This is a genomic window from Sphingomonas lacunae, assembly GCF_012979535.1.
Lineage (GTDB): Bacteria > Pseudomonadota > Alphaproteobacteria > Sphingomonadales > Sphingomonadaceae > Sphingopyxis > Sphingopyxis lacunae.
Genome location: NZ_CP053015.1, coordinates 852,854 through 875,545 on the forward strand (window position 1 = coordinate 852,854; position 22,692 = coordinate 875,545).

20 protein-coding genes are annotated in these 22,692 nt (G+C 63.1%); 9 read left to right on the forward strand and 11 right to left on the reverse strand.

Annotated elements, in window-relative coordinates; translation table 11 throughout:
• Positions 1-18 precede the first annotated feature (18 nt).
• From GV829_RS03935 to GV829_RS03950, 4 genes are all read left to right on the forward strand, one after another.
• Positions 19-558, forward strand: coding sequence for a hypothetical protein (locus GV829_RS03935; RefSeq protein ID WP_169944017.1), 540 nt, complete (start codon positions 19-21; stop codon positions 556-558).
• A 102-nt stretch (positions 559-660) separates the two neighbouring features.
• Entirely contained in the window at positions 661-2,178 is a 1,518-nt protein-coding gene (locus GV829_RS03940; RefSeq protein WP_169944019.1) for an NAD(P)/FAD-dependent oxidoreductase, read from the forward strand.
• A gap of 25 nt (positions 2,179-2,203) precedes the next feature.
• Positions 2,204-2,641: a GtrA family protein gene (locus GV829_RS03945; RefSeq protein ID WP_246203019.1), complete on the forward strand. Its 438-nt coding sequence runs from the start codon at positions 2,204-2,206 to the stop codon at positions 2,639-2,641.
• Between the two features lie 4 nt (positions 2,642-2,645).
• On the forward strand, positions 2,646-4,445 hold the full coding sequence (locus GV829_RS03950) for a hypothetical protein (protein ID WP_169944020.1): 1,800 nt from the start codon (positions 2,646-2,648) through the stop codon (positions 4,443-4,445).
• A gap of 6 nt (positions 4,446-4,451) precedes the next feature.
• On the opposite strand, the gene GV829_RS03955 is transcribed toward GV829_RS03950, so the two are convergent.
• The 5 genes from GV829_RS03955 to GV829_RS03975 all read right to left on the reverse strand — a co-directional run bounded on the left by GV829_RS03955 (position 4,452) and on the right by GV829_RS03975 (position 10,227).
• Entirely contained in the window at positions 4,452-5,774 is a 1,323-nt protein-coding gene (locus tag GV829_RS03955; protein ID WP_169944022.1) for a DEAD/DEAH box helicase, read from the reverse strand.
• Positions 5,775-6,092: 318 nt separating this feature from the next.
• On the reverse strand, positions 6,093-6,626 hold the full coding sequence (msrB, locus tag GV829_RS03960; RefSeq protein WP_169944025.1) for a peptide-methionine (R)-S-oxide reductase MsrB: 534 nt from the start codon (positions 6,624-6,626) through the stop codon (positions 6,093-6,095).
• A gap of 67 nt (positions 6,627-6,693) precedes the next feature.
• On the reverse strand, positions 6,694-7,944 hold the full coding sequence (locus GV829_RS03965; RefSeq protein ID WP_169944027.1) for a cytochrome P450: 1,251 nt from the start codon (positions 7,942-7,944) through the stop codon (positions 6,694-6,696).
• 109 nt (positions 7,945-8,053) lie between these two features.
• Complete coding sequence (locus tag GV829_RS03970; protein WP_169944030.1) at positions 8,054-9,298, reverse strand: ABC transporter permease; 1,245 nt, start codon at positions 9,296-9,298, stop codon at positions 8,054-8,056.
• A complete protein-coding gene (locus GV829_RS03975) occupies positions 9,295-10,227 on the reverse strand; it encodes an ABC transporter ATP-binding protein (RefSeq protein ID WP_169944032.1) in 933 nt (310 codons plus the stop codon). The genes GV829_RS03970 and GV829_RS03975 overlap by 4 nt, the downstream gene beginning before the upstream one ends.
• 114 nt (positions 10,228-10,341) lie before the next feature.
• Here GV829_RS03975 and queG point away from each other — a divergent pair, with 114 nt between their 5' ends.
• Positions 10,342-11,415 carry a tRNA epoxyqueuosine(34) reductase QueG gene (gene queG / locus GV829_RS03980; protein ID WP_169944035.1) on the forward strand — a complete coding sequence of 358 codons (1,074 nt, stop codon included), beginning with the start codon at positions 10,342-10,344 and terminating at the stop codon, positions 11,413-11,415.
• A 1-nt stretch (position 11,416) separates the two neighbouring features.
• On the opposite strand, the gene GV829_RS03985 is transcribed toward queG, so the two are convergent.
• Together GV829_RS03985 and GV829_RS03990 are read right to left on the reverse strand one after the other, a co-directional pair.
• Positions 11,417-11,839 carry a hypothetical protein gene (locus tag GV829_RS03985; RefSeq protein ID WP_246203021.1) on the reverse strand — a complete coding sequence of 141 codons (423 nt, stop codon included), beginning with the start codon at positions 11,837-11,839 and terminating at the stop codon, positions 11,417-11,419.
• Complete coding sequence (locus GV829_RS03990; protein ID WP_246203023.1) at positions 11,836-12,534, reverse strand: EI24 domain-containing protein; 699 nt, start codon at positions 12,532-12,534, stop codon at positions 11,836-11,838. The genes GV829_RS03985 and GV829_RS03990 overlap by 4 nt, the downstream gene beginning before the upstream one ends.
• 153 nt (positions 12,535-12,687) lie before the next feature.
• Here GV829_RS03990 and GV829_RS03995 point away from each other — a divergent pair, with 153 nt between their 5' ends.
• A complete protein-coding gene (locus GV829_RS03995) occupies positions 12,688-13,686 on the forward strand; it encodes an adenosine kinase (RefSeq protein WP_169944037.1) in 999 nt (332 codons plus the stop codon).
• A gap of 5 nt (positions 13,687-13,691) precedes the next feature.
• On the opposite strand, the gene GV829_RS04000 is transcribed toward GV829_RS03995, so the two are convergent.
• From GV829_RS04000 to tsaD, 3 genes are read right to left on the reverse strand one after another with little or no spacing between them, the layout of a single operon-like run.
• Complete coding sequence (locus tag GV829_RS04000) at positions 13,692-15,185, reverse strand: lipopolysaccharide biosynthesis protein (RefSeq protein ID WP_425505459.1); 1,494 nt, start codon at positions 15,183-15,185, stop codon at positions 13,692-13,694.
• Between the two features lie 4 nt (positions 15,186-15,189).
• Entirely contained in the window at positions 15,190-16,194 is a 1,005-nt protein-coding gene (locus GV829_RS04005) for an NAD(P)H-dependent glycerol-3-phosphate dehydrogenase (protein ID WP_169944043.1), read from the reverse strand.
• Positions 16,191-17,225 (reverse strand): tRNA (adenosine(37)-N6)-threonylcarbamoyltransferase complex transferase subunit TsaD, encoded by a 1,035-nt coding sequence (gene tsaD, locus GV829_RS04010; protein ID WP_169944047.1) that lies wholly within the window; start codon positions 17,223-17,225, stop codon positions 16,191-16,193. The genes GV829_RS04005 and tsaD overlap by 4 nt, the downstream gene beginning before the upstream one ends.
• Positions 17,226-17,306: 81 nt before the next feature.
• On the opposite strand from tsaD, the gene hemC reads away from it, so the two are divergent.
• From hemC to GV829_RS04025, 3 genes are read left to right on the forward strand one after another with little or no spacing between them, the layout of a single operon-like run.
• Positions 17,307-18,236, forward strand: a complete 930-nt coding sequence (hemC, locus tag GV829_RS04015) for a hydroxymethylbilane synthase (RefSeq protein WP_169944050.1) — start codon at positions 17,307-17,309, stop codon at positions 18,234-18,236.
• Positions 18,237-18,243: 7 nt separating this feature from the next.
• Positions 18,244-18,921, forward strand: coding sequence for a uroporphyrinogen-III synthase (locus GV829_RS04020; protein ID WP_169944053.1), 678 nt, complete (start codon positions 18,244-18,246; stop codon positions 18,919-18,921).
• 26 nt (positions 18,922-18,947) lie between these two features.
• Positions 18,948-19,880 (forward strand): MICOS complex subunit MIC60, encoded by a 933-nt coding sequence (locus GV829_RS04025; protein ID WP_246203025.1) that lies wholly within the window; start codon positions 18,948-18,950, stop codon positions 19,878-19,880.
• A 48-nt stretch (positions 19,881-19,928) separates the two neighbouring features.
• Here GV829_RS04025 and GV829_RS04030 read toward each other — a convergent pair whose 3' ends face one another.
• Entirely contained in the window at positions 19,929-22,691 is a 2,763-nt protein-coding gene (locus GV829_RS04030) for a [protein-PII] uridylyltransferase (protein WP_169944056.1), read from the reverse strand.
• Position 22,692 lies beyond the last annotated feature (1 nt).

Below are 22,692 nucleotides of genomic sequence, written 5' to 3' on the forward strand. Positions count from 1 at the left end.
GGTGATGGGAGCGGGTTGATGTGGACTTTGTTGTTCATCCCGCTGATCGGCCTGATCTTTCTGGGCATGGCGGTGGTGGCAACCATCGCCGCCTTTGTCTGGCGACCCAAGCGGCCCGTGCAATGGCTCGGGCTGGCGACCCTTCCCTTTGGCTGTGCCGCGCTGCCGGTGCTCGCCTTGATGCTTGTCTCCGGAGTTACCGCGCTCCTGCAAAAGGGAGACGCGGCCCTGTTCGAGGAAGTCTGGGGCTTTGTGCCCGACATGCGCGAAGACCAGATGCTGTCCGACGATTTCGGTATGGTGTCAGACCGCTGGATCTACATGCGGATGGAGCCCTCACCCCGTGACCGGCAAAGGGTGATGGATGTCATCCGGCCATCCGAAGTTACCCCGGTACAGTTTGATTTCATGGGTGAGGGGCGGCAGTTCAGCTGGTGGGACACCTCCTGCGAGGCACCCGTGATGCGCGAGGCCGATGGCTATCGCGGCTGGCGCCTGCTGGTGGTGCTCGATTGCCCGGGAAGGCGAGAGATGTGGTTTGTCGCCCACCGGCCCTGAATTTGCACTTTGGCAAACAGTCCTACCGCGCTGTTAACCAAAATTTAGAAACCTTCGTTCATTCCGGAAGCAGACCAAATTTGCTGAGGAAGGACCATCCCGATGACCCACAAACCGACCAGCGCCGACGTCGCCATCATTGGCGCGGGGCCGGCCGGCCTGACCGCCGCCTATCTCCTGACCAAGGAAGGCTACAAGGTCACCGTCATCGAGAAGGACGAGACCTATGTCGGCGGTATCAGCCGCACTGTGGAGCATGAGGGGTTCCGATTCGACATCGGCGGCCACCGCTTCTTTTCAAAGGCCAAGGAAGTCGTCGATCTGTGGGACGAAATTCTGCCCGACGATTTCATCCAGCGGCCGCGGATGAGCCGCATCTATTACGAAGGCAAATTCTACAGCTATCCGCTGCGCGCGTTCGAGGCGCTGTTCAACCTCGGCATCGTCCGATCAACGCTGTGCATGGCGAGCTATGCCAAGGCCAAGCTGCTGCCCAACACATCGGTCCGCAGTTTCGAGGACTGGACGGTCAACCAGTTCGGCCACAAGCTCTATTCGATCTTTTTCAAGACCTATACCGAAAAGGTATGGGGCATGCCCTGCGACGAAATGTCGGCCGACTGGGCAGCACAGCGCATCAAGGGGTTGAGCCTTGGCGCGGCGGTGATGGACGGGCTCAAACGCAGCCTCGGCCTCAACAAGGCGCCCAATGACGGGATGCAGACCAAGACGCTGCTCGAAACCTTCCGCTATCCGCGGCAGGGGCCGGGCATGATGTGGGAAGCGGCGCGCGACAAGGTCGTCGCCGGCGGCAACCATGTGCTGATGGGCCATGCCTTCAAGCAGTTGACGCAAGACCAGGGCACCGGCCGCTGGAAACTGACCGCGAGCAAGGCCGACGGTTCGACCGTGACGATCGACGCCGCCCATGTCATCTCCTCCGCGCCGATGCGCGAACTGGCAGCGCGCATCCACCCGCTGCCGGTGACGCTGCCTGAAGCAAGCGACCTCAAATATCGCGACTTCCTGACGGTCGCGCTGATGATCCGGTCGGAAGACCTGTTCCCGGACAACTGGATCTATATCCACGACAGCAAGGTGAAGGTCGGCCGCGTTCAGAATTTCCGCAGCTGGTCGCCCGAGATGGTGCCCGACCCAAGTCTCGCCTGCGTCGGCCTTGAATATTTCTGCTTCGAAGGCGATGGGCTGTGGTCGTCGAGCGACGAGGAGCTCATCAGGCTCGCCACTCAGGAGCTGGCCATTCTTGGCCTGACCAAGGCCGAGGATGTGGTCGGCGGTGTCGTGGTCCGTCAGGAAAAGGCCTACCCGGTCTATGACGATTCCTATGCCGACAATGTCGCCAAGATGCGTGACGAACTCGAAGCCCGTTATCCGACGCTGCACATGGTCGGTCGTAATGGCATGCACCGCTACAACAACCAGGACCATGCGATGATGACCGCCATGCTGACGGTGCGCAACATCATCGCCGGCGAACGCGTCTATGACATTTGGGGCGTCAATGAAGATGCCGAATATCATGAGAGTGGCAGCGAAGGCGAACAGGCGGCCCTGGCCTCTGTCCGCGACGTGCCGACCCGTGTCGCCAAGGCAGCCTGATCCGGTGACCACAGAAGGGACGGCGATGCAGCGGGGAATCATCGCGCGTTTGGTTGCACTGATGACCGCGGCCATGCGGGGTGAGGTTACCTGGCTGCGCTATCTGCTGGCGAGCATCATTGCCCTGCTGACCGACACCGGACTGTTCATGCTGCTGTTCCATATGGGGATGGCGGCGGTGATGGCATCGGCAATCGGCTATTGCACCGGCATTGCCGTGCACTGGCTCATTTCCAGCCGGACCGTATTTGCCGAAAATGCGGCAGCCCGCGGTACCGGCCAACGCAATGCACAAAAGGCGCTGTTCGTCGGATCGGCGCTGGTCGGCCTTGCCATAACCATGGCAATCGTCGGAGCGGCCGATATGGCCGGATTTGACCCGCGCCTGGCCAAGCTGGCGGCGATCATCGTCAGTTTTCAAGCTACCTACATGCTGCGACGTCATGTCGTCTTCCGTGCCTGAACCCATGGATACGGAACGCTTGTCATGGTTGACGCCATCGCGCGTAGCGCTGTTGCTGTGGCTGCTGACGGCAGGGTTGCTGCTGTTCGCCCAGTGGGGTGATATTGCCACGCTGCAAACCAACAACCCTGACGACGCATTGCGACTGGTGCAAGTTCGCGACCTGCTTGGCGGGCAAAGCTGGTGGGATGTTTCACAATATCGCATAAATCCGGCCGGCGGCGGCGGGCTGATGCATTGGTCGCGGCTGATTGATCTGCCGCTGGCAACAGGGATCGCCCTCCTCTCCCCCTTGACCGGACCCGATCTGGCTGAACGGATCATTGCCTGCCTGTGGCCACTGGCGCTGTTGGGCCTTTTGTTTGCCCTGCTTGTGCGCTGTGCCGCCAGTCTGGGTGACCAACGGCTGACCCTGCTTGTGCCCGCACTGGCGGCGACAAACTATGTCATCATTTACCAGTTCACCCCACTGCGCGTCGACCACCACAATGCGCAAGTCCTGCTGTCCTTGGCGATAGTGCATCTGATGCTGCGCCCGGCGACGGCGCTGCGGGGCATGCTGGCCGGCCTGTTTGCCGCCACGCATCTGGCCATTTCGCTGGAAGGGCTGCCTGCGGTTGCCCTGTTCGCAGCCCTTTTTGCGCTCGACTGGGCCTGGACCGACCGGCCCGGCACCGCCCTGCGGCTAAAGGCCTATATGGTGGCGTTGGCAGGGGGTGCGATCGCATTGCAAACGGCAACACGCGGTGTGTCCTCGTTGACTGAAAGCTGGTGTGATGCGCTGTCACTGCCCTGGCTCGGTGCGCTGGGCGTCGCGGCGCTGTTGCTTGCAACAGTCATGCCTTGGCTGCCGACAGGAGCGCAGGCCCGGTGGTGGCGGATCGGAATGCTGGGCGTTGCCGGTGCGGCATCTGGTGCGACGCTGCTGCTGATCGAACCCGGCTGCACGGCCGGTCCGTTTGCCGCCCTCGACCCGGTGGTCAAGGCCTATTGGTATGACCATGTCCGCGAAGGCCTGCCACTTTGGAACCCGCTCGACAGGGTCTCGGGATTTGCCATTGGCCCGACATGTGTCGGCCTGATCGGGAGCATCATGGCGTGGCGCACCGCATCGGACGAGGAATCACGGCATCGCTGGCTGATCATTTGTGCAACTTTGCTTGGCACAGGCCTGTTGTCACTGATGGTGCTGCGCACCGCGTCGACCGCCCAGATGATCGCACTGCCCGGCTGTGCCGCGCTGGGCCTGATGCTGTGGGATCGCGCCAGGGCGATGACATCCACAGTGCCACGCATCGGTGCATCACTCGCAGCTTTCATCGCGGTGCCCCCGCTAGCTGGCATGGCTGCGGCGATAATGATCAGCGCCATAGCGCCATCATCCTCGACGGCCGCGGCCGGCGGCAATGGCGGACTGGGTACCAGCTGCGTCGATCCGGTCAGCGTCGCGGCACTCAACGCAATGCCCACCACAACCATCCTTGCTCCGCTCGATATCGGTCCGGATTTGCTGCAACGTACTCCACACAGCGTGGTCGCCACTGGCCACCATCGCAACAATGCGGCCATGGCAATGACGATCAACACCTTTATCGGCCCTGCAGACCAGGCACAGGCAATGGCCCGACGCAGCGCAGCGACCCTGATCGTCATTTGTCCACATGCGCCGGAAACGGCCACCTTTCGGCGGGTGGCACCCGATGGCCTGGCCGCACGACTGAGCCGGGGAGAGGCGCTGGACGGGCTCGATCCGCTACCGCTGGGGCAGGGCGCACAGTTGCGCGCCTGGCAAATCAAGCCCTGACCATAGTCAACCGGCGCGCGTCACCTTGCCGCGATGGGCGCCAACCGGGCCCTTGCGGCGGTTGTAGTTGCGCGGACGATCCCCCTCCTCTCGCCGGTTCGCGGCCTGCCCCCTTCCGGAATGCCCGCGATTGCCGGCACGCGGGTCCCGTTCGGGACGGGCCGGAGCCGGTTTTGGCATGGCATTCACCTGTGCCACGAAATTCTCGGGCAAGGGCACAACCTCCAGCTTGATGCGGGTGAGCCGTTCGATATCGCGCAGATAGGGCTTCTCGTCCCCGGCGCAGAAACTGTAGGCGACGCCCTCCGCACCCGCGCGGGCCGTGCGACCGATGCGGTGGACATATTGGTCAGGTACATTGGGCAGCTCATAGTTGAACACATGGCTGACACCCGACACATCGATGCCCCGCGCGGCAATGTCGGTCGCCACCAGAATGCGCACGCGACCATCACGAAATGCCTGGAGCGCTGTGGTCCTTTGTGCCTGACTCTTGTTGCCATGAATGGCAACGCTGCCCAAGCCAACGGCGGCGAGCTGGCGGACCACCCGGTCAGCACCATGTTTGGTGCGCGTGAATACCAGCGCCCGGTCGATCGGTTCCTGCTTGAGGGCGATGGCGAGCAGCGCGGCTTTCTCCTTCTGGTCAACAAAAGTCACCAGCTGGCGCACGCGTTCCGCCGTGGTTGCAGCAGGGGTCACTGACACCTTGACCGGATCGGTCAGGAAGGCGCTGCCCAAATCGGCAATCGCCTTTGGCATGGTGGCCGAAAAGAACAGGGTCTGGCGCTGCTGCGGCAGCAAGCCGTGGACCTTGCGGATCGGCACGATGAAGCCGAGATCCATCATCTGATCGGCTTCATCGAGGACGAAGATTTCGACACCCTTGAGATGTACTGCGCGCTGGTCAATCAGGTCGAGCAGGCGGCCGGGCGTGGCGACGAGCACGTCGACGCCCGAAACCAGGGCGCGGATCTGCTTCTGGATGGGCACGCCGCCGAACACGCAGGCGACCGAAAGGCGCTGGAAGCGGCCATAATCACGAAAGCTCTCGGCAATCTGGGCAGCGAGTTCACGGGTCGGCGAAAGCACAAGAATTCGGGCCGAACGCTTCGGCGGCAGACCCGGATTGCGAGCGAGCCAGTCGAGGCTAGGCAAGGCAAAGGCAGCGGTCTTGCCTGTCCCGGTCTGTGCGATGCCGCAAAGGTCGCGACCTTCGAGAACCGGCGGAATGGCCTGAAGCTGGATGGGTGTCGGCGTCTCATAGCCCTTGGCGGCGAGCGCCTTGCGCAGGGGTTCGGACAGGCCGAGTGATTGGAAAGTAGTCATGGGTGTAGTCTTTCGTGGTGCACGAGCGTCCGCTCTGCACAGGCATCGCCAGCACAAATGCGGCGGGGGGCCAGACAGGGCGCACGTGCGTGCGGGTCTGAAACCGACCCGCGTGATAGGGACAATCTCTTGGATGGCGAAAACGGTGTCCGGCTGGCCTCACCCTGTCTCGGGTGGGCAATCACGCTGCCGTATCATGCCGGGCATTGGGCCCGTGCATCGTTTTCACTCCTCGCCATATAGGCGTGGCCTGTGAACAAAGCAATCAAAGTCGAGAAATAAAATTTCAGAGACAACAGCTGCTCGTCGGCGCACCTTTTACCCGGCCGCCGCCGTAGGGCGAAACGTCAGCGCAGAGCCGTTCATGCAATAACGCTTGCCGGTCGGGCGCGGCCCGTCGTCAAAGACATGGCCAAGGTGCCCGCCGCAGCGGGCGCAATGCACTTCGGTGCGGGGAAAGACAGCCGAGAAATCGCGAGATGTCTCCACACCGCGGGGCAGTGGTGCAAAAAAGCTCGGCCAGCCAGTTCCGCTGTCAAATTTCGTCGCCGAGGAGAAAAGAGGATTGGCGCAACCGGCACAGAGGTAGCGACCGGCGCGATGTTCATTGTTGAGCGGGTGGGCAAAAGGCCGTTCGGTCCCTTCCTGACGCAGAACATAATATTGCATCGGTGTCAGGCGACGACGCCATTCAGCGTCACTGAAACGCACAGGAAAGCGTGGTGCTTCCTGCGCGCAGGCGCTGGTTGCACCAATTGCCAAAGTGGCGCCCAAAATCAGTGTCCCGCCGACCAGGTCTCGACGGTTCAGACGGACGGTGACGGAGTCAATGGAATCGCTGTCTTGGGTCATGCCGGAAACAGGTCGGCCCTTGGCGCGGTTGCGTCAAGGGCCGAATGCATGTCCGCTGCCTATTCAGTCAGTAGCGCTCAAGACTGACTGGCAGGTGGCGATAGCCATGGACGAAACAGGACGGATTATAGTCCGGCTCGCCTTCGATATGGACGCGCAGGCGGCGCTTGTTCATTTCCTCGATCAGCACCTGCAACTGGAGCTCGGCGACGCGGGCGCCGACACAGCGGTGGATGCCATAACCGAAGGACAGGTGACGCCGGGCGTTCTCGCGATCAACCTTGATCGTCTCGCCATCGGGGAACACGCTCTCGTCGCGGTTGGCCGAGGCATACCACATGCCGATCTTGTCCCCAGCGCGGATCTGATGACCGTCGAGCACATAGTCGCTCAGCGCGGTACGACGCATGTGCGCCAGCGGTGTCTGCCAACGGACGATTTCCTGCACGGCATTGGCGATGATCGACGGGTCATTTTCAACCTTGTCACGCTCACCCGGGAACATGTTCATCGTGTGGGCATAGGCCGACATGCTGTGCCGGGTCGTATCATTGCCGCCGACGATGAGCAGGATCATGTTGCCGATGAATTCGCCTTCTTCCATATTGCTCATGGTCTGCGAATGCAGCATCGCGGAGGTCATGTCCTTGCCCGGTGGCTGGGTCTTCTTGCGTTCCCACAGCGCGTGGAAGGCAGCGCCCATCTCATAGGCCACGCCCAGACGGTGCTTGCGCTTTTCCTCGTCGGCAAAACTCTCGATGTCGCCGAGAATATCGGACCAGATCGCCAGGTTGCGACGGTCTTCCCACGGGAAGTCGAACAATCGTGCCAGCATCTGGGTGGTCAATTCCATCGACACCTTGTCGACCCAGTCAAATGTCTGGCCGAGCGGCAGTTCGTCGAGCACGGCGCCTGTGCGGGCAATAGCATCGGCGCGCATTTCAGCGACTGGCGACGGCCCGAGCGAAGGCGCGACGGTCTTGCGCTGTTCGCTGTGCTTGGGTTCATCCATGGCGATGAACATCGGCATTGGCACTTCGTAGGACTGGAGATTCTGAATCCCCTGGCCGGCAAGGGTGATGCCACCCAAATTGCCTTCGGACGAAAAGACGTCGGCCCGGCTTTCAATCTCGATGATCGGCTTGGCGGTGGTGATCGCCCAATAGGGGCCGAAATGCGAATCCTCGAAATAATGGATGCCGCCATCGGCACGCAATGCCGCAAAGGGTTCACGCCAGCGATCTTCACCCCACAATTCAGGCAGGGTAACGTCTTCAAACCGCTCGGAAACGGGCATTTCGGCAGGTGCAGTAGCCATGGCATTCTCTCCGGAAGCATAGGTCGGGGGGGCGCCGGCGAATCCCCGCGATACGGGCCTGCCAGTCTGTTCTTGCTGCCAAGAATGCCATTGTTGACATGATTGTCAACTATGTGGCCACCCTGTCCTCCGCGACAGGTGCCGACGCGCGATTGCCCCACGGCCACCAGCTGCCGCCCGAACGCAAAACACCGGCGCGGAATATCCTGACCGACAGCCAAATGGTGATGGCCACCCACAGCGCCTGCCAACCCAGCGCAACCACATGGGGCCACAGCGAGGCATCAGTCGCGCCACGCGCGGCCATGGCAAAGGGCGAGGACCAGGGCAGCCATTGCGCGATCGTCGCCAATTGGGTTCCGGGGGCATTGGCGGCGGCGCTGGCCAGGCCGAACATCCCGACCTGAAGGAAAGTGATGGGCAGCGAAAGCAACTGGATTTCGCGCACCGTGCCAGCCTGCGCGCCAATGCCCAGAAACACTGCACCGAGCAGCAGGAAGGCCATCAGGAAATAGAGCAGGCCCAGTATCAGGAACAGGGGCCAGCCCAAGGCAGGCGCCAGCGTCAGCGTTGCCAGCACATCGGCGGGTGCCTGCACCAGCACCAGGCCGGCACCAAGGCCGACGAGGGTAGCCCAAAAGCCGATGAACAGCAGCGCCACGCCCAGCATGCCAAGCAGCTTGCCAAAGAAGACGCTTTCCAGACGGATGGCAGCTGCCAATATCTCTATGACTTTGTTGCCTTTTTCCTCGGCCAGCATGCTGACCGTCTGGCCCGCAAGCAACAAGGTCAGCAGAAACAATGTGAACACCGCGCCATAAGCCAGCGCCGAGCGCGCTGCCTTGCCTGGCCCGCGAGCTTCCAGTTCAGTGAAACGTGGCCGGCTTGCAGCGGCGGGATCGGCCGCCCCGGTCAGGCCTTCGCGCGCAACGGCTTCTGCCAGGGTGGCGAGGTAGGTGCCAGCGGCGCCTTGCTTGTCCCGTTGGGCAATCACCGGATTGGCCGCCGTGCCCGTCAATATGGCAAGCACCGCGCCATCGTCACGCCAGCGGGCGATCGCCGCTTCACTGGTGCTGGCGACATCGCGCACCTCTACCAGTGGCGGCTTGCGCATCAGGCTGCGCAAACGGCGGTCCGTTTCGATAAAGGCGGGCCGTTCCATGGCGGGCACAATGATCATCAGCCGATCCATATCCTCGGCATTCTTGACAACTTGCCCCGCACTTACGCCGCCAATGGTCGCAAAACCGACCATCAGCAGCGGAGCCAGCAGGAACAGAAGAAACGTCGGTGTCGCGACAATCGACAGAAAATCGCGCCGGGCAACGACCAGTGATTCGCGGAACAGGTTCATGTCCGGGTCTCCCCATGGCGCTCATCCCGGCTCTGTCCGACAATGCGGACAAAAGCCTCATGCAGACCGGGCCGTTCAATCGACAGGCCCTCGACTCCGTGATGGCCGGCGACCAACGCGGTCAGCAACGGCTCGACACCGTCGTCGGGCAAGTTGAAATGCCATTCTCCGTCACGCTGTTCGGCGCCATCGGGGAGCATCGCCGCCAGCGATGCCATATCGCCTGTCAGACGCGGTCGATAGCGGACACCAAGCGGCAACATCGCCCGCGCTTCGTCGACGGTGCCACGAAATCGGCACTGACCGCCGGCAATGATCGCCAGCCCGTCGCACAAGCGCTGCGCATGCCCCATGACATGGGTCGACAGGATTATCGTTGCCCCCCGGTCCCGCTGTGCCAGGATCAGATTCTCCAGCCGGCCCTGGTTGACCGGGTCCAAACCGGAAAAGGGCTCGTCGAGCACGATCAGTTCGGGATCATGCACCAGCGCGCCGACCACCTGGACCATTTGCGCCATGCCCTTCGACAATTTCCGGATCTTCTCGCCAGTGGCATGGGCAAGCCCGAGCGTCGCCAGGCGTTCGTCAGCTCGCTCCCGTCCTTCCTTCCAGGGCAATCCGCGAAGCGCGCCCATGAAGGCAATGGCATCGCGCGCTGACATGCCGGGGTAGAGTCCGCGCTCCTCGGGCAGATAACCGACCCGTGCCGCAACACTGCGCGGACGGTCGGAACCCAGCAGGCGCCGCTCGCCACTGTCCGGGTCAATCACGCCGAGCAGCATTCTCAGCGTCGTCGTCTTGCCCGCGCCATTGGGCCCCAGCACACCGAAAATCGCGCCCTTGGGAATGGTGAGGTCTATGCCTTCGACCGCTCTATAGCCGCCGAAACTCTTGCCGAGCCCCTTGGCAATAACAACCGCTTCGTCCAATCCAGCCCCCACTGTCCCTGCGCAACGGACCGATTTGCCGTCGCTTTATCGCGCGACCCGCGCCATGATGCAGCGGATTATGCTTCGCATTACAAGCCGGATGTAAAGAATCTCATGACGGCAGCTGCCACCCTCGCCCCGCAACGCACTGATCCAGCAGAGTTGGCCCGCAGGATCCGGACCTTTGCCGCAGCGCATGGCTTTGTTTCCTGCGGCATCGCCCGTGCCGACGCTGCCCCGCGCACCGGCGAGCGGCTTCGCCAATGGCTGGCCGATGGATGTCATGGCGACATGCTGTGGATGGAAAGCCGGGCCGATGAACGCGCCAGCCCGCGGGGACTGTGGCCTGACGTCCAAAGCGTCATCATGCTGGGCATGAGTTATGCGCCGGCACATGACCCGCTGGCACTGGAAAGGGTGACCGACCGGGGGCGCATTTCGGTTTATGCGCAGGGGCAGGACTATCATGATGTCGTCAAGCGCGCGCTGAAAGCCATGGCGCGCGACATGGTGGCGATGGCACCCGACGCCCCGCTGAAGGTCTTTGTGGATACCGCTCCTGTGATGGAAAAGCCCCTGGCCGAAGCGGCGGGCCTTGGCTGGCAGGGCAAGCATAGCAACATCGTCAGTCGCGAGCATGGCAGCTGGTTGTTCCTTGGTGCAATCTACACCAGTTTGGACCTGAAAGCTGATGTGTCCGGTCGCGACAGTTGCGGCAGTTGCGACGCCTGCCAGCGCGCCTGCCCGACCGACGCCTTTCCCGCCCCTTATCGCGTCGATGCCCGACGCTGCATTTCCTATCTGACAATCGAACATAAGGGGCCTATCCCGCACGAGTTCCGGCGCGCCATCGGCAATCGCATCTATGGCTGCGACGATTGCCTGGCGGTGTGCCCATGGAACAAGTTTGCGCAAAGCGCGGCAGCCAATCGCGCTTTCCTGCCCCGTGCCGAACTGGTAGCGCCCAAATTGGCCGACTTGCTGGCAATGGACGATATCGCATTCCGCGCCATCTTTGCCGGATCACCCATCAAGCGCATCGGCCGCAATCGCATGGTACGCAACGCAGCCATCGCAGCGGGCAACAGTGGCGACGCGTCATTGGCTCCGAAGCTGAATCAATTGACTCAAGACGCCGACCCGGTGGTCGCCGATGCCGCGTATTGGGCACTCGGCCAATTGTCCTGACTCAGCGCCTGGGCAAGGTGGCGATACAGGCGTCACGGGCAACATCGGCACCGTCGGGACTGCGCGTGTCGACATGGCTGGCGACCGGTTCTGCGCCCGCGCGCGGAGCGTAGAGATAGGCGTCCATGACGCACCGATCCCCGGCGAATTGCAGCTTGCGTGCGGGGCCTTCGGTGACATCAAGCCGGGGCGTGCCAAAATCGCGAATCAACTGGGCCGCGGTGCGGCCCATTACCTGTCCGCCACCACCAGCGTCATTGTGCGTGCGGCCCGGCAAGGTTCCGTCCCGATGCAGATTGGTTGGCGGCAATTGACCCGCCGTCACCGGACCACGACCGGCTGGGCCAGTGGCCGTTGCCCCGCCACAAGCTGCGAGCGTCAGTGGCAACATAAGGACTGCCAGGGAACGGAGATGTCTGGTCACGAGCGATGCTCCGGATGGGCTGCACGCGGGGGCAGGTGCAACAAATGGACCGCCAGCGCGGCCCCGAACAATGGGGCAAAGATGTTGGCGACAGGAATCAGGAACAGTGCCGATGTGCTCAGGCCAAGCAACCAGCGTCGGCGGCTGTCCAGCGGACGCGATGGGCCTGTAGGGTGTCGAGCGGCAACCATGGCTTCACAATCGCGCGCCAGCAGTACGGCATTGACCAGCCACATCAGGACAAAGGGACCAATGCCGGTGATTATCAGGGCGATGTAGAATGGAAGGGCCAACAGGTTCCAGCCAATGGCTCGACCCAGCGAAGCAAGGCCCAGGCGCAGGCCCATGGCAAAGGAGACATGACGAGCGCGGGCTGCTGCTTCTGGATAATGCTCCTCCTCCACCGAAGCGACAATGCCATCAGTGAACAGGCCCATCACGGCTACGGCAAGGCTGCGGAACAGGAAAAAAGCCGCCAGCACGTACAGAATGAGCAACAATGCTCCAACCCATCCGCCGGCATTGTCGGTCAAGGCAGGCAGGATCCAGCGCTGGGCCGCCCAGCCTCCCAAGAGGCCCAGGACGGCAAAGATAAGCAGAGTGATCAATGCGACCCATAGGACAAGCCGCAACGTCGCCGGATGACCAAGTTGGCGAAAGGCGAGGGTCATGGCGTAAAGCATCGCGGGAGACATGCCCCCGCCGGTGAGCAAAGGTCAATGGCGCGATGGCAAGCCATTGAGACGCAACTGCGCTTTAGCCCATCCGATGCCCTTGGCCTGCGCCACCACTTGGCCTAAGGCGCGGACTTTGCCACTGCGGCACATCAACCGGAGCCTACCCCGTCCATGACCAGCACCCCGCGTTTCGACGTTGTCGCCATCGGCAATGCGATTGTCGACGTGATCGCCCGCGCCGAAGATGATTTCATCACTGAACGCGGTCTCGACAAAGGCTCGATGCGGCTCATCGATACCGGTGAAGCCGAGAATCTCTATGCCGCCATGGGTCCCGGCATAGAAATGTCCGGTGGCTCAGCAGCCAATACCCTCGCCGGCATGGCCGCATTGGGCCGCACGTGCAGCTTTATCGGCATGGTGGCCGATGACCAGTTGGGCAAGGTATTCCGCCACGATCTGACCTCGCTTGGCGTCCATTTCGAAACACCCGTCGGTCCGGCCGAGCCGCCGACCGCACGCTGCCTGATCCTCGTGACGCCGGATGGTCAGCGGACGATGAACACATTCCTTGGTGCCTCGCAGAATCTTGGCCGACAGGCGCTTGATGCCAAAGTCATCGCCGACGGCGCAGTGCTCTATCTCGAAGGCTATCTGTGGAACGCCGATGCATCGCGCGAAGCAATGGCCGAAGCCATCGCCATGGCCAAGGGGGCAGGCCGCAAGGTCGCCTTCACCCTCTCAGACAGCTTTGTCGTGGCGCTGCATGGCGATGACTTCCGCCAGATGAGCGAGGCCGGTCAAATCGACATTTTGTTTGCCAACGAAGCCGAGATCACTGCACTGGCAGGTACAGAAGAGTTTGATGCTGCGGTCGCCGCCGTGGCTGCCAAGGTGCCACTGCTGATCGCGACCCGTGGAGAACATGGCGCCTGTGCCGTTGAAAACGGCGTCGTGACCCATGTGGCCGCCGAGCCGATTGACAAGGTGGTCGACACCACTGGCGCTGGTGACCTGTTCGCCGCAGGTGTGCTGGCGGGGCTGGCCGAAGGACGGTCGATCGACCAGTGCCTGACCATGGGCGCTGTGTGTGCCCGCTCGATCATTGCCCAGGTCGGTCCCCGCGCCCAGGAGGATTTGCGCGCGTTGGTCGATACCAAATTGGGCTGAGCCGTTCAGCCTTTCTTTCCGGATTTGAGCAGCGCCCGGTCTGCCGGACCAAAGCCGCGGGTCCAGATGATCCAGCCATAGATGCCCAGGATAATGGGCACGCCAAGGATCAATTCCGCCCATTCGGGCAACTGCGTCGCGCCGTAGCCCAACAGCATCGCTCCACCTGCAGCAAAGAACAACGCCGCTCGCCAACCATGCACCGGTGCGTCGCACAGGCGGGCAAGGCTGTGAGCCTTGATGACAGACGCAGTCGCCAGTGCAATGACAAGCGCACCCGCCACAGCCACCGCATGCCAAATTTCGGGGATGTCACCGACGGCAATCGCATAGCATAGGGCAACGCTCAACGCGCCCTGCAGGGTGATCATCGCCAGCGAATATATGAGGTTGCGGCGCGGTGCGAGATAGACAAGGGCCGCTTCGCTGGTCACCGCGGTTGAGGCGACCACCTCCGCCGCCAATAACAGGGCAAGGGCGCCCGCTCCCGCGACAAAGCCCGGACCGGCAAGGCCCATCACTGCCTCTGCCGGAATGCCCAGCGCCAGGGCAACGCCTGTCTGCGCCGCCAGCACCCAAAATCCGACCTGCGCCACCTGGGCAGCCACATCCTTCAGCCGGTTTTCGGCCACCCCACGCGATATGACCGGGCCAAGAATGGGATCAAAACTGGACTTGAGCTTTTGCGGCAGCGAGGCGACCTGTTGCGCAACATAATAGATGCCGACAACTGTTGGTGACGCAAACAGCCCGAGCACCGCAAGATCAAGGCGTCGCGAACCCCATTCGATCGCATCGGCGCCCGCGAGGGGCAGATTGTCCCGCGCCAGAGTGACAAGGCGCAACGGATGCAGATCCCACGCGCGCGGCAGGCCATAGCTGCGGAACAAGGGCACAAGCGCGGTTACCCAGGCCGCGAGCATTGCCACAACATAGGAGAGGATCAGCCCATCCCTGAGCGAATAAAAGGCGAAAGCAAAGGCCGCGATGCTGATGGCCCACGGCTCGACAATCGCCCGCGCCCATACAGTCGCCCCGATATTGTAGCGATAGGCCAGCGCCGCCAGCGCTATGTCTGTCCCGGCAATGGCAATGATGATCAGCGGCAACAGCCGGTCAAACTGGTTGATGCCGCTGTTGGGGAACATGACCTGCGGCACGGCGATCAACAGCGCCGCCAGCACCACCGAGGCGAGCAGCGTGACCAGCATCGCGTCCCACACGATATTGGCGTGGTCATCAGTATTCGTTGTCGCCGACAATTGCTGGGCCAGACCGCGCTTGAGCCCGAGCGTCGCCAGCTGTGCCGCGAATTCGACGACCAGCACAGCATAGGCAAAGCGTCCGAGGGCTTCGGGGCCATACCAGCGGCCTGCGAAATAGAGAAAGGGCAACCGCGCCACCAGGCGCAGGATGAAGCCAAACACACTCGTCCGCCCGCCCTTGGCGAGAGCCTCGACTTCCTCGCTCGCCGCCGGCGGTGCGGATGCTGGGGCCACCGGATCAGCCAAGCCGGTTCCAGCCTTCGCCTGTCAGCGGGCGCGACAGAAGTTCGCCGATGACCTCGCGCACTGCCACTTCACCGGCGATGAGTCGCGCGACCGCATGGCAAATCGGCATGTCGACACCACGTGCGCCGGCATCAGCAACCAGCACCGCCGCGCTGAATGCCCCTTCCGCCACCGTGCGGCGGTCGGCCATCAGGCTGGCGGCATCGCGGCCTTCACCCAGCCCGCGTCCCAGCGAAAAATTGCGGGACGAGGTGGAGGAACAGGTCAGCACCAGATCTCCCAGACCAGCCAGACCGGCCAGTGTTTCCAGTCGGGCGCCACGCGCGAGGCCATAGCGTGTCATTTCGGCAAAGCCCCGGCTGATCAAGGCGGCCCTGGCGTTCTGACCCAAACCCGCGCCCTCGACCACGCCACAGGCAATGGCGAGGACATTCTTGACGACCCCGCCGATTTCGGCGCCAATGACATCATCCGAAACATAGGGGCGGAAAGCCGGTCGGGCCAGCAGGGCGGCGAGACCCTCAGCTGTTGCGCGGTCCTGTGCCGCCAGAGTCACCGCAGCCGGAAGACCGGCACCGACTTCATGCGCAAAGGTCGGCCCGGACAACACGGCGACAGGCCCCGACCAGCCGACAGCCTCCACCACTTCGTTCATCAGGCGGGCACTGCCCTGCTCCATGCCCTTGCTGCACAGGATCAATGGCTGGCCATGGTCAGGCAGCTCACCGATCAGCCGGCCAAGATGCTGAGCCGGAGCAACTACCAGCACAGCGGCGCAATCCTGCAGGTCAGCCATGGCGCCGGTCGCGACAATCGAGGCGTGCAGTGCTACACCCGACAGGAACAGCGGATTGGCATGGTTCCGGTTGACAGCGTCCACCACCTCGGCCTCATAGGCCCACAGGCGCACAGCTGTGCCATCGCTGGCCACCATCTGGGCCAGCGCCGTGCCCCAGGCTCCACCGCCGATGATACCGATTGGCTGGGCAGCGCTCATGCCTTTACCCCCGCACCGCGCACCGTTTCGGCATCGGGATCGAGCGGCCATCGCGGACGGGCCGGGACGTCGAGCGTATCCGTCAGGCCAGCAGCAAAACGCTCCGCCCCGGCCCAGGCGATCATCGCCGCATTGTCGGTGCACAGCCACATGGGGGGCGCGACAAAGGGCAGGCCATAGTGTGCTGCCAGACCAGTCAGCGCGGCACGGATGGAGCCATTGGCCGCGACGCCGCCAGCCACCACCAGCGCCGTTGCTCCCGGTGCTCGCTTAATCGCCCGCCCAGTCCGGTCGATCAGGCAATCCACCACCGCCTGTTGAAAGGCGGCGGCAATATCCTGTGGCCGGTGCTCGCCTGAATGCACCGCCCGGGCGACCGCACTCTTGAGCCCGGCAAAGCTGAAATGGGGTTCGGAGCTGCCCAGCAACGGCCGGGGCAAGGGTACAGATGCGGCATCACCGGTGGCGGCCAGCTTTTCAAGCTCCGGACCGCCCGGATAAGGCAGACCCAACAGCTTCGCCGACTTGTCAAACGCCTCACCCGCGGCATCATCAATAGTCGTCGCCAGCCGACGATACCGGTCAACACCTTCGACCAGCAACAATTGGCAATGGCCACCCGATACAAGCAGCAGGAGATAGGGAAAGGCCAGATCCGGATCGGCCAGACGCGGGCTCAGCGCATGGCCTTCCAAATGGTTGACCGCGATCAGCGGCTTGCCTGTGGCATGGGCCAGCGCCTTGCCAGTGACGAGGCCGACCATCACGCCGCCGATCAAGCCGGGCCCGGCAGTGGCCGCGATGGCGTCCACGTCCGAGAGTGTGACTCCGCTGTCAGCCAGAGCCTGCTCGATCAACGGCATCAATTTGTCGACATGGGCCCGCGCCGCGATCTCCGGGACCACGCCGCCAAAGGGGGCATGGGCCTCAGCCTGCCCTGCGAGCGCATGCGCGAGGATACGCCGGTCTGATGTGACCAGCGCCGCTGCCGTTTCGTCGCAGCTTGATTCCAGCCCGAGAATGATGGCCATGCTGTCCGTTCGTTACCCCCGATGGGGGCTCTCCATACGCCCCCCTTCCCTCACCCTGCAAGTCGGGCTAGGCGAGATGGCATGAATCAGCCCTTTTCCGATCGTCCGTTGCGGCTGGGGACCCGCGCCTCCCCGCTCGCCATGCGCCAGGCAGAGATGGCGCGCGATGCCCTGTTGGCCGCGCATGGCTGGTCCGCTGACGCGATCGAGCTGGTGCCGATGGTCGCCTCCGGCGACAAGATACAGGACCGGGCGTTGGCCGAGGTTGGCGGGAAAGCCCTTTGGACCCGCGAACTCGACCGGGCGCTCGCCGATGGTGACATTGATCTGTCGGTTCATTCGATGAAGGATGTCGAAACCATCCGTCCCACCCGCTTTGGAATCGCCGCCATGCTGCCACGCGCCGACGTCCGGGACCGGCTCGTAGGCGCCAGCAGCATCGATGCGCTGCCACATGGCGCGACAATCGGCACCTCAAGCCCGCGCCGCAGCGCGCAATTGCTCCGCTTGCGGCCCGACCTTAAGCTCACCCTGCTGCGCGGCAATGTCGGCACGCGGCTGGGCAAGATCGCGGCGGGCGATGCTGATGCGACCCTGCTCGCTGCCGCCGGGCTCGACCGGTTGGGGATGCATGACACGGGTCACGCCATCCCGCTAGATATCATGCTGCCAGCGCCGTCACAGGGGGCAGTCGGCTTGGAAGTGCGCGCCGATGATGCCCATGTCCGCGCCCTCGTCTGCGCTGTCGATGATCAGGCTACCCGCCGTTGTGTCGAGGCAGAGCGCGCGTTGCTGGCCGCCCTTGGCGGCGATTGCCGTTCACCCATCGCAGCGTTGGCCACCATCGAAGCGGATGGCGCAATGCGGCTGCGGGGGGAAATCTATGCCATGGATGGAAGCGATGTCGTCAGGACCGACGCGCTGATCTCCGACGCCTTGACCCCGGCAGTGCTGGCGCACGACATGCTGGATCGAGCCGCACCCGCCGTGCGGCGACTGTTCGCTGGCTGAGGCAGCAATGCGCCGACCCCTGCCGCTGATCATCCTGCGACCCGAACCGGGAGCCAGCGATACAGCCAAGAGGGTGCGATCGGCAGGACTGGATGCGGTATCAGTGCCGCTGTTCGCTGCCGGGCCAATCGCCTGGACCCCGGCTGACCCGGCAGACTTTGATGCCTTGCTGCTGACCAGCGCCAATGCACCCCGCTTTGCCGGACCGGGACTGGAGAAATTGGCCGCGCTGCCGGTCTGGTGCGTCGGAGCGGCAACCGCCGCAGCGGCCACAGCGGCGGGACTGAGCGTACAGCATATCGGGCAAGGCGGGGCGCAGGCCGTGTTGCAGGAGGCGGCGGCCCATGCCATCGCAAAGATGCTGTGGCTGGCGGGTGAAGATCGCACCCCGCTTGACCCGCCGGCGTCACTGCATCTGACTATAGTCACGGTTTATCATGCCCGCCGACTGCCAGTGGCCAAGGAACTGCTCGCCGGACCTGCGGTTGTGCTGGTTCACAGCCAGCGAGCAGCTCGCCGACTGGCCGAACTTGCACCGGCACGCGACAGACTCAGAATCGTGGCAATCAGCGATCCGGTGGCCCGGACATTGGGCAAGGGCTGGGCGTCTGTCAGCATCTGTGGGATGCCAGATGACCGGGAGATGGTGGCGATGGCCGCCAAGCTGTGCCATGAAGGCGGATGAAAGCCATACGGGGCATAAACGAAACCATGACCACAGCTTTTCAGGACAATATCGCCGATGTCGCAGAGCCGATCATCTATCCCGCCACGGTGGAGGGCCGTCCCCGTTCGCAATGGCGGCTGACGCTGGTGGCGCTGTTGCTGGCGTTGATCCTGGGCGCTGTCGGCGGCGGCTGGATGGTGCTCTACTATAATGAGCAGACGGTGCGGCAATCCGGCGGCACCGCGCCGGCAGCCCTGCTGCCTGCCGGTGACAAGGTGCCGCTGGCGCGACCAGTCGCCACCGCGCCTCAACCGCTTGTGCCACAACCTGTGACCAATACCGATGCCAGCAGCATGACAGCCCGCATTGCCCAGATAGAAGAACGGCTCGCTCGCCTTTCGATGACCGCCGAAAGCGCTTCGGGCAATGCTGCCAAGGCTGAGGCGATCCTTGTCGCCTTTGCAGCGCGCCGCGCGCTCGATCGCGGGTTGCCGCTTGGCCCGATGGAGGCACAGCTGCGTATCCGTTTTGGTGAAAGCCAGCCCAATGCTGTCCAGTCAATCCTCAGCGCCTCTGCACGACCGGTTACACAGGAAGATCTCCTGCGGCGTTTGGACGCCATGCGCCCGGTTGCGATGGCCGACAGCAATGCTGGCTGGCTGACCCGCATGGGCAACAGCCTGTCCGGCCTGATCGTGATTCGCCCGGCCGATGCCCCCAGCGCGGCACCAGTCCGCCGCTTTGAACGCGCCCAGCGGGCCATCGCAGGCGGGCGGGTTGATGAGGCCATTGGTGAAGTCATGGCCCTGCCTGGCGCCGACAACGCACTGATCCGGCAATGGCTGGACGACGCCCGCCGGTACAACGACGCCCGTCGGGCGCTGGATTTGATCGAGACAGCCGCCATCATCGAGCCGGGAGAAAACCGGGAGGCCGGCAAGGCGCAAACACCTGCGCTGCTGACCGGCCAGCGCTGAACTGGCGACGCGGCGGCGCGCTGCCGAGGCGCAGCGGCTCGGAGTCGGTCAGGCGGCGGCCCGTCCCTCTTCGGTGATCACCCCGGCTGCGGCATCGACAAGTCGTTTTTCAAGTGTCTTGAGCCGGGTCTTGTTCTCGATCTTTCCGCCCAGCAGATCGGTCACGTAAAATGTATCGACAGCGCGCTCGCCATACGTGGCGATATGGGCGCTGTGCAGCATCACCTTTGACTGGAACAGCGCATAGGCCAGCTGGTTGAGCAGCGCAGGCCGATCCTGCGCATTCACCTCGATCACCGTGAAACGGTTCGACGCCATATTGTCGATGATAGCCGATGGTTCGATGCGGAATGCATCAGCCCGAGCGCGCGCCATTGGTTTGGCGACCAGCCGGTCGACCAGACGATGCCGGTTCGCCAGCGAATCGGCAATGGCCTGTTTGAGTCGGGCGATCTGGGAGTCTTCATTGAACGGCCGCCCGAGCGGATCCTGCACCAGGAAATTGTCGATGGCGAGGCCATCGCGTGTGGTGTGCACCCGCGCATCGATGATGTTGCCCCCGGCCAGATGGATACCCCCGGCGATGCGATAGAACAGCCCGGCATGGTCAACCGCATGGACCGAAACCAGTGTCGCGTCCCGTTCGGCATCAAAGCTGGCCTCTATCGCCAGACCGTCCTGGGTGCCATGGCCAATCATTGCCAGATTGCGGGCCGCGACATCTGCCGGCTCGGCAATCCAGAAACTGTCGGTCATGCGCCGGGCAAGCGGCACAAAAGTGGCTCCGTCCATGCCCAGTGCCGCGGCCACCGCCGTCTTCTTCTCGGCAATGCGGGCATCCCGGCCACGCTGCTTGTGGCCCAGCCGCAGCACTTCCTCGGCGCTGTCATACAAGTCGGTCAGCAATTGTCGCTTCCAGCCATTCCAGACGCCGGGGCCAACGGCCCGAATATCGACCACGGTCAGCGCCAACAGGAGCTTGAGCCGCTCGGGGCTCTGCACGACTCTGGTGAAATCAAGGATGGTCTTGAAGTCGGCCAGGTCGCGTTTGAACGCGGTGGCCGACATCAACAGATGGTGCCGGATCAGCCAGGATACGGTTTCGGTTTCCGCAGGGCTCAGGCCCAGACGCGGGCACAGCCGTTCCGCCACTTCCGCGCCCAGGACCGAATGGTCACCCCCACGGCCTTTGGCGATATCGTGCAACAGAACCGCCACATAAAGGGTGCGCCGCGAAACCAGCTGGCTGATTATGACTGTTGCCAGCGGGTGATCTTCCTTGAGGTCACCCTTTTCAATGCGGGCCAGCAGCCCGATGGCGCGAATGCTGTGCTCATCGACCGTATAATGATGATACATGTCGAACTGCATCTGGGCGACCACCCGCCCGAAATCCGGAACAAACCGCCCGAAAACCGCCGCCTCATTCATCCATCGCAGGACGGTTTCAGGGTTGTTCCGGCTGGTCAGAATATCGAGGAACAGGGCGTTGGCGCGCGGGTCCTTGCGCACTTTTGCGTCAATCATGCCGGCATCGCGTCGCGCTGCGCGCATCGCTGTCGGGTGAATTTCCACCTGATGCTTGTCGGCCAGGGCGAACAGCTCGATCAGACGGACGGGGTCGGTCTGGAACCAGTCGTCTGACGGAATGGTGATACGCCCGCGATCAAGTTCAAACCCTTCGAGCTTGCGGACCCGCCGGACAAAGGCCGGCAGGAAACGGCGGCCCCGCTGGGCCAGCTGGTCATCGAGATGGGCGAGGAACACGCCGGTCACATCGCCCACCGTCTTGGCATGCAGGAAATAGAGCTGCATGAACCGCTCGACCGCCGACTTGCCGGGGCGGTCGGCAAAATTCATCCGCGCCGCGATCTCCCGCTGCACGTCAAAGGTCAGCCGGTCTTCTGCGCGGTTGGTAAGGATATGCAGGTGACAGCGGACCGCGAGCAGGAAATTCTCGGCCTTCTCGAACTGACGCAGCTCATCCCGGGTCAACAGGCCGCTGTCGACCAGTTCACCCACAGTGCGGACCTTGTGGAGATACTTGCCGATCCAAAACAAGGTGTGCAGGTCACGCAGCCCGCCCTTGCCTTCCTTGACATTGGGTTCGACAACATAACGACTGTCGCCCATGCGCTTGTGCCGCTCGTCGCGTTCCGCCAGCTTTTCCGCGACAAACGCCTTTTCCGTCCCACTCACAACCTCAGCCAGGAACCGCGCCGTTGCCTCTTCGTAAAGCGCACGGTCACCCCAGATATAGCGCGATTCAAGCAAGGCGGTGCGGATGCTGAGGTCGCTCCGCGCCATGCGGACCATTTCGTCTAGCGAGCGCGAGCTGTGACCAACCTTAAGCCCGAGATCCCACAGGGTATAGAGCATCGATTCGATGACCTGTTCGACCCAGGCCGTCTGTTTGAAAGGTGTCAGGAAGCCGATGTCGATGTCGCTGTGCGGCGCCATCTCCCCCCGGCCGTAACCGCCCACCGCGATCAGCGTCAGCCGTTCCCCCGAAGACCGGTTGGCCGCAGGATAGAGGTAACCGACGGTGAAATCATGCAACAGACGGATGATCTGGTCGATCAGGAACGCCTGCCCCGATGTTGCTTCGCGTCCGCGCGACGGGCTCTGCGCGAGCCGCCGGGCAATCTCCGTCCGGCCATCACGCAGCGCATCCTTGAGCAAAATCGCCAATGACGCCCGTTTCTGGGCTGTTGCCTGTTCGCTCGTGCCCAATTCGTCGAGCACATCCGCCAGTGCGCGACGATCGATGATCGCGCGGCGGTCTGGCAGGGAGGCGAAACGGTCAGCCATG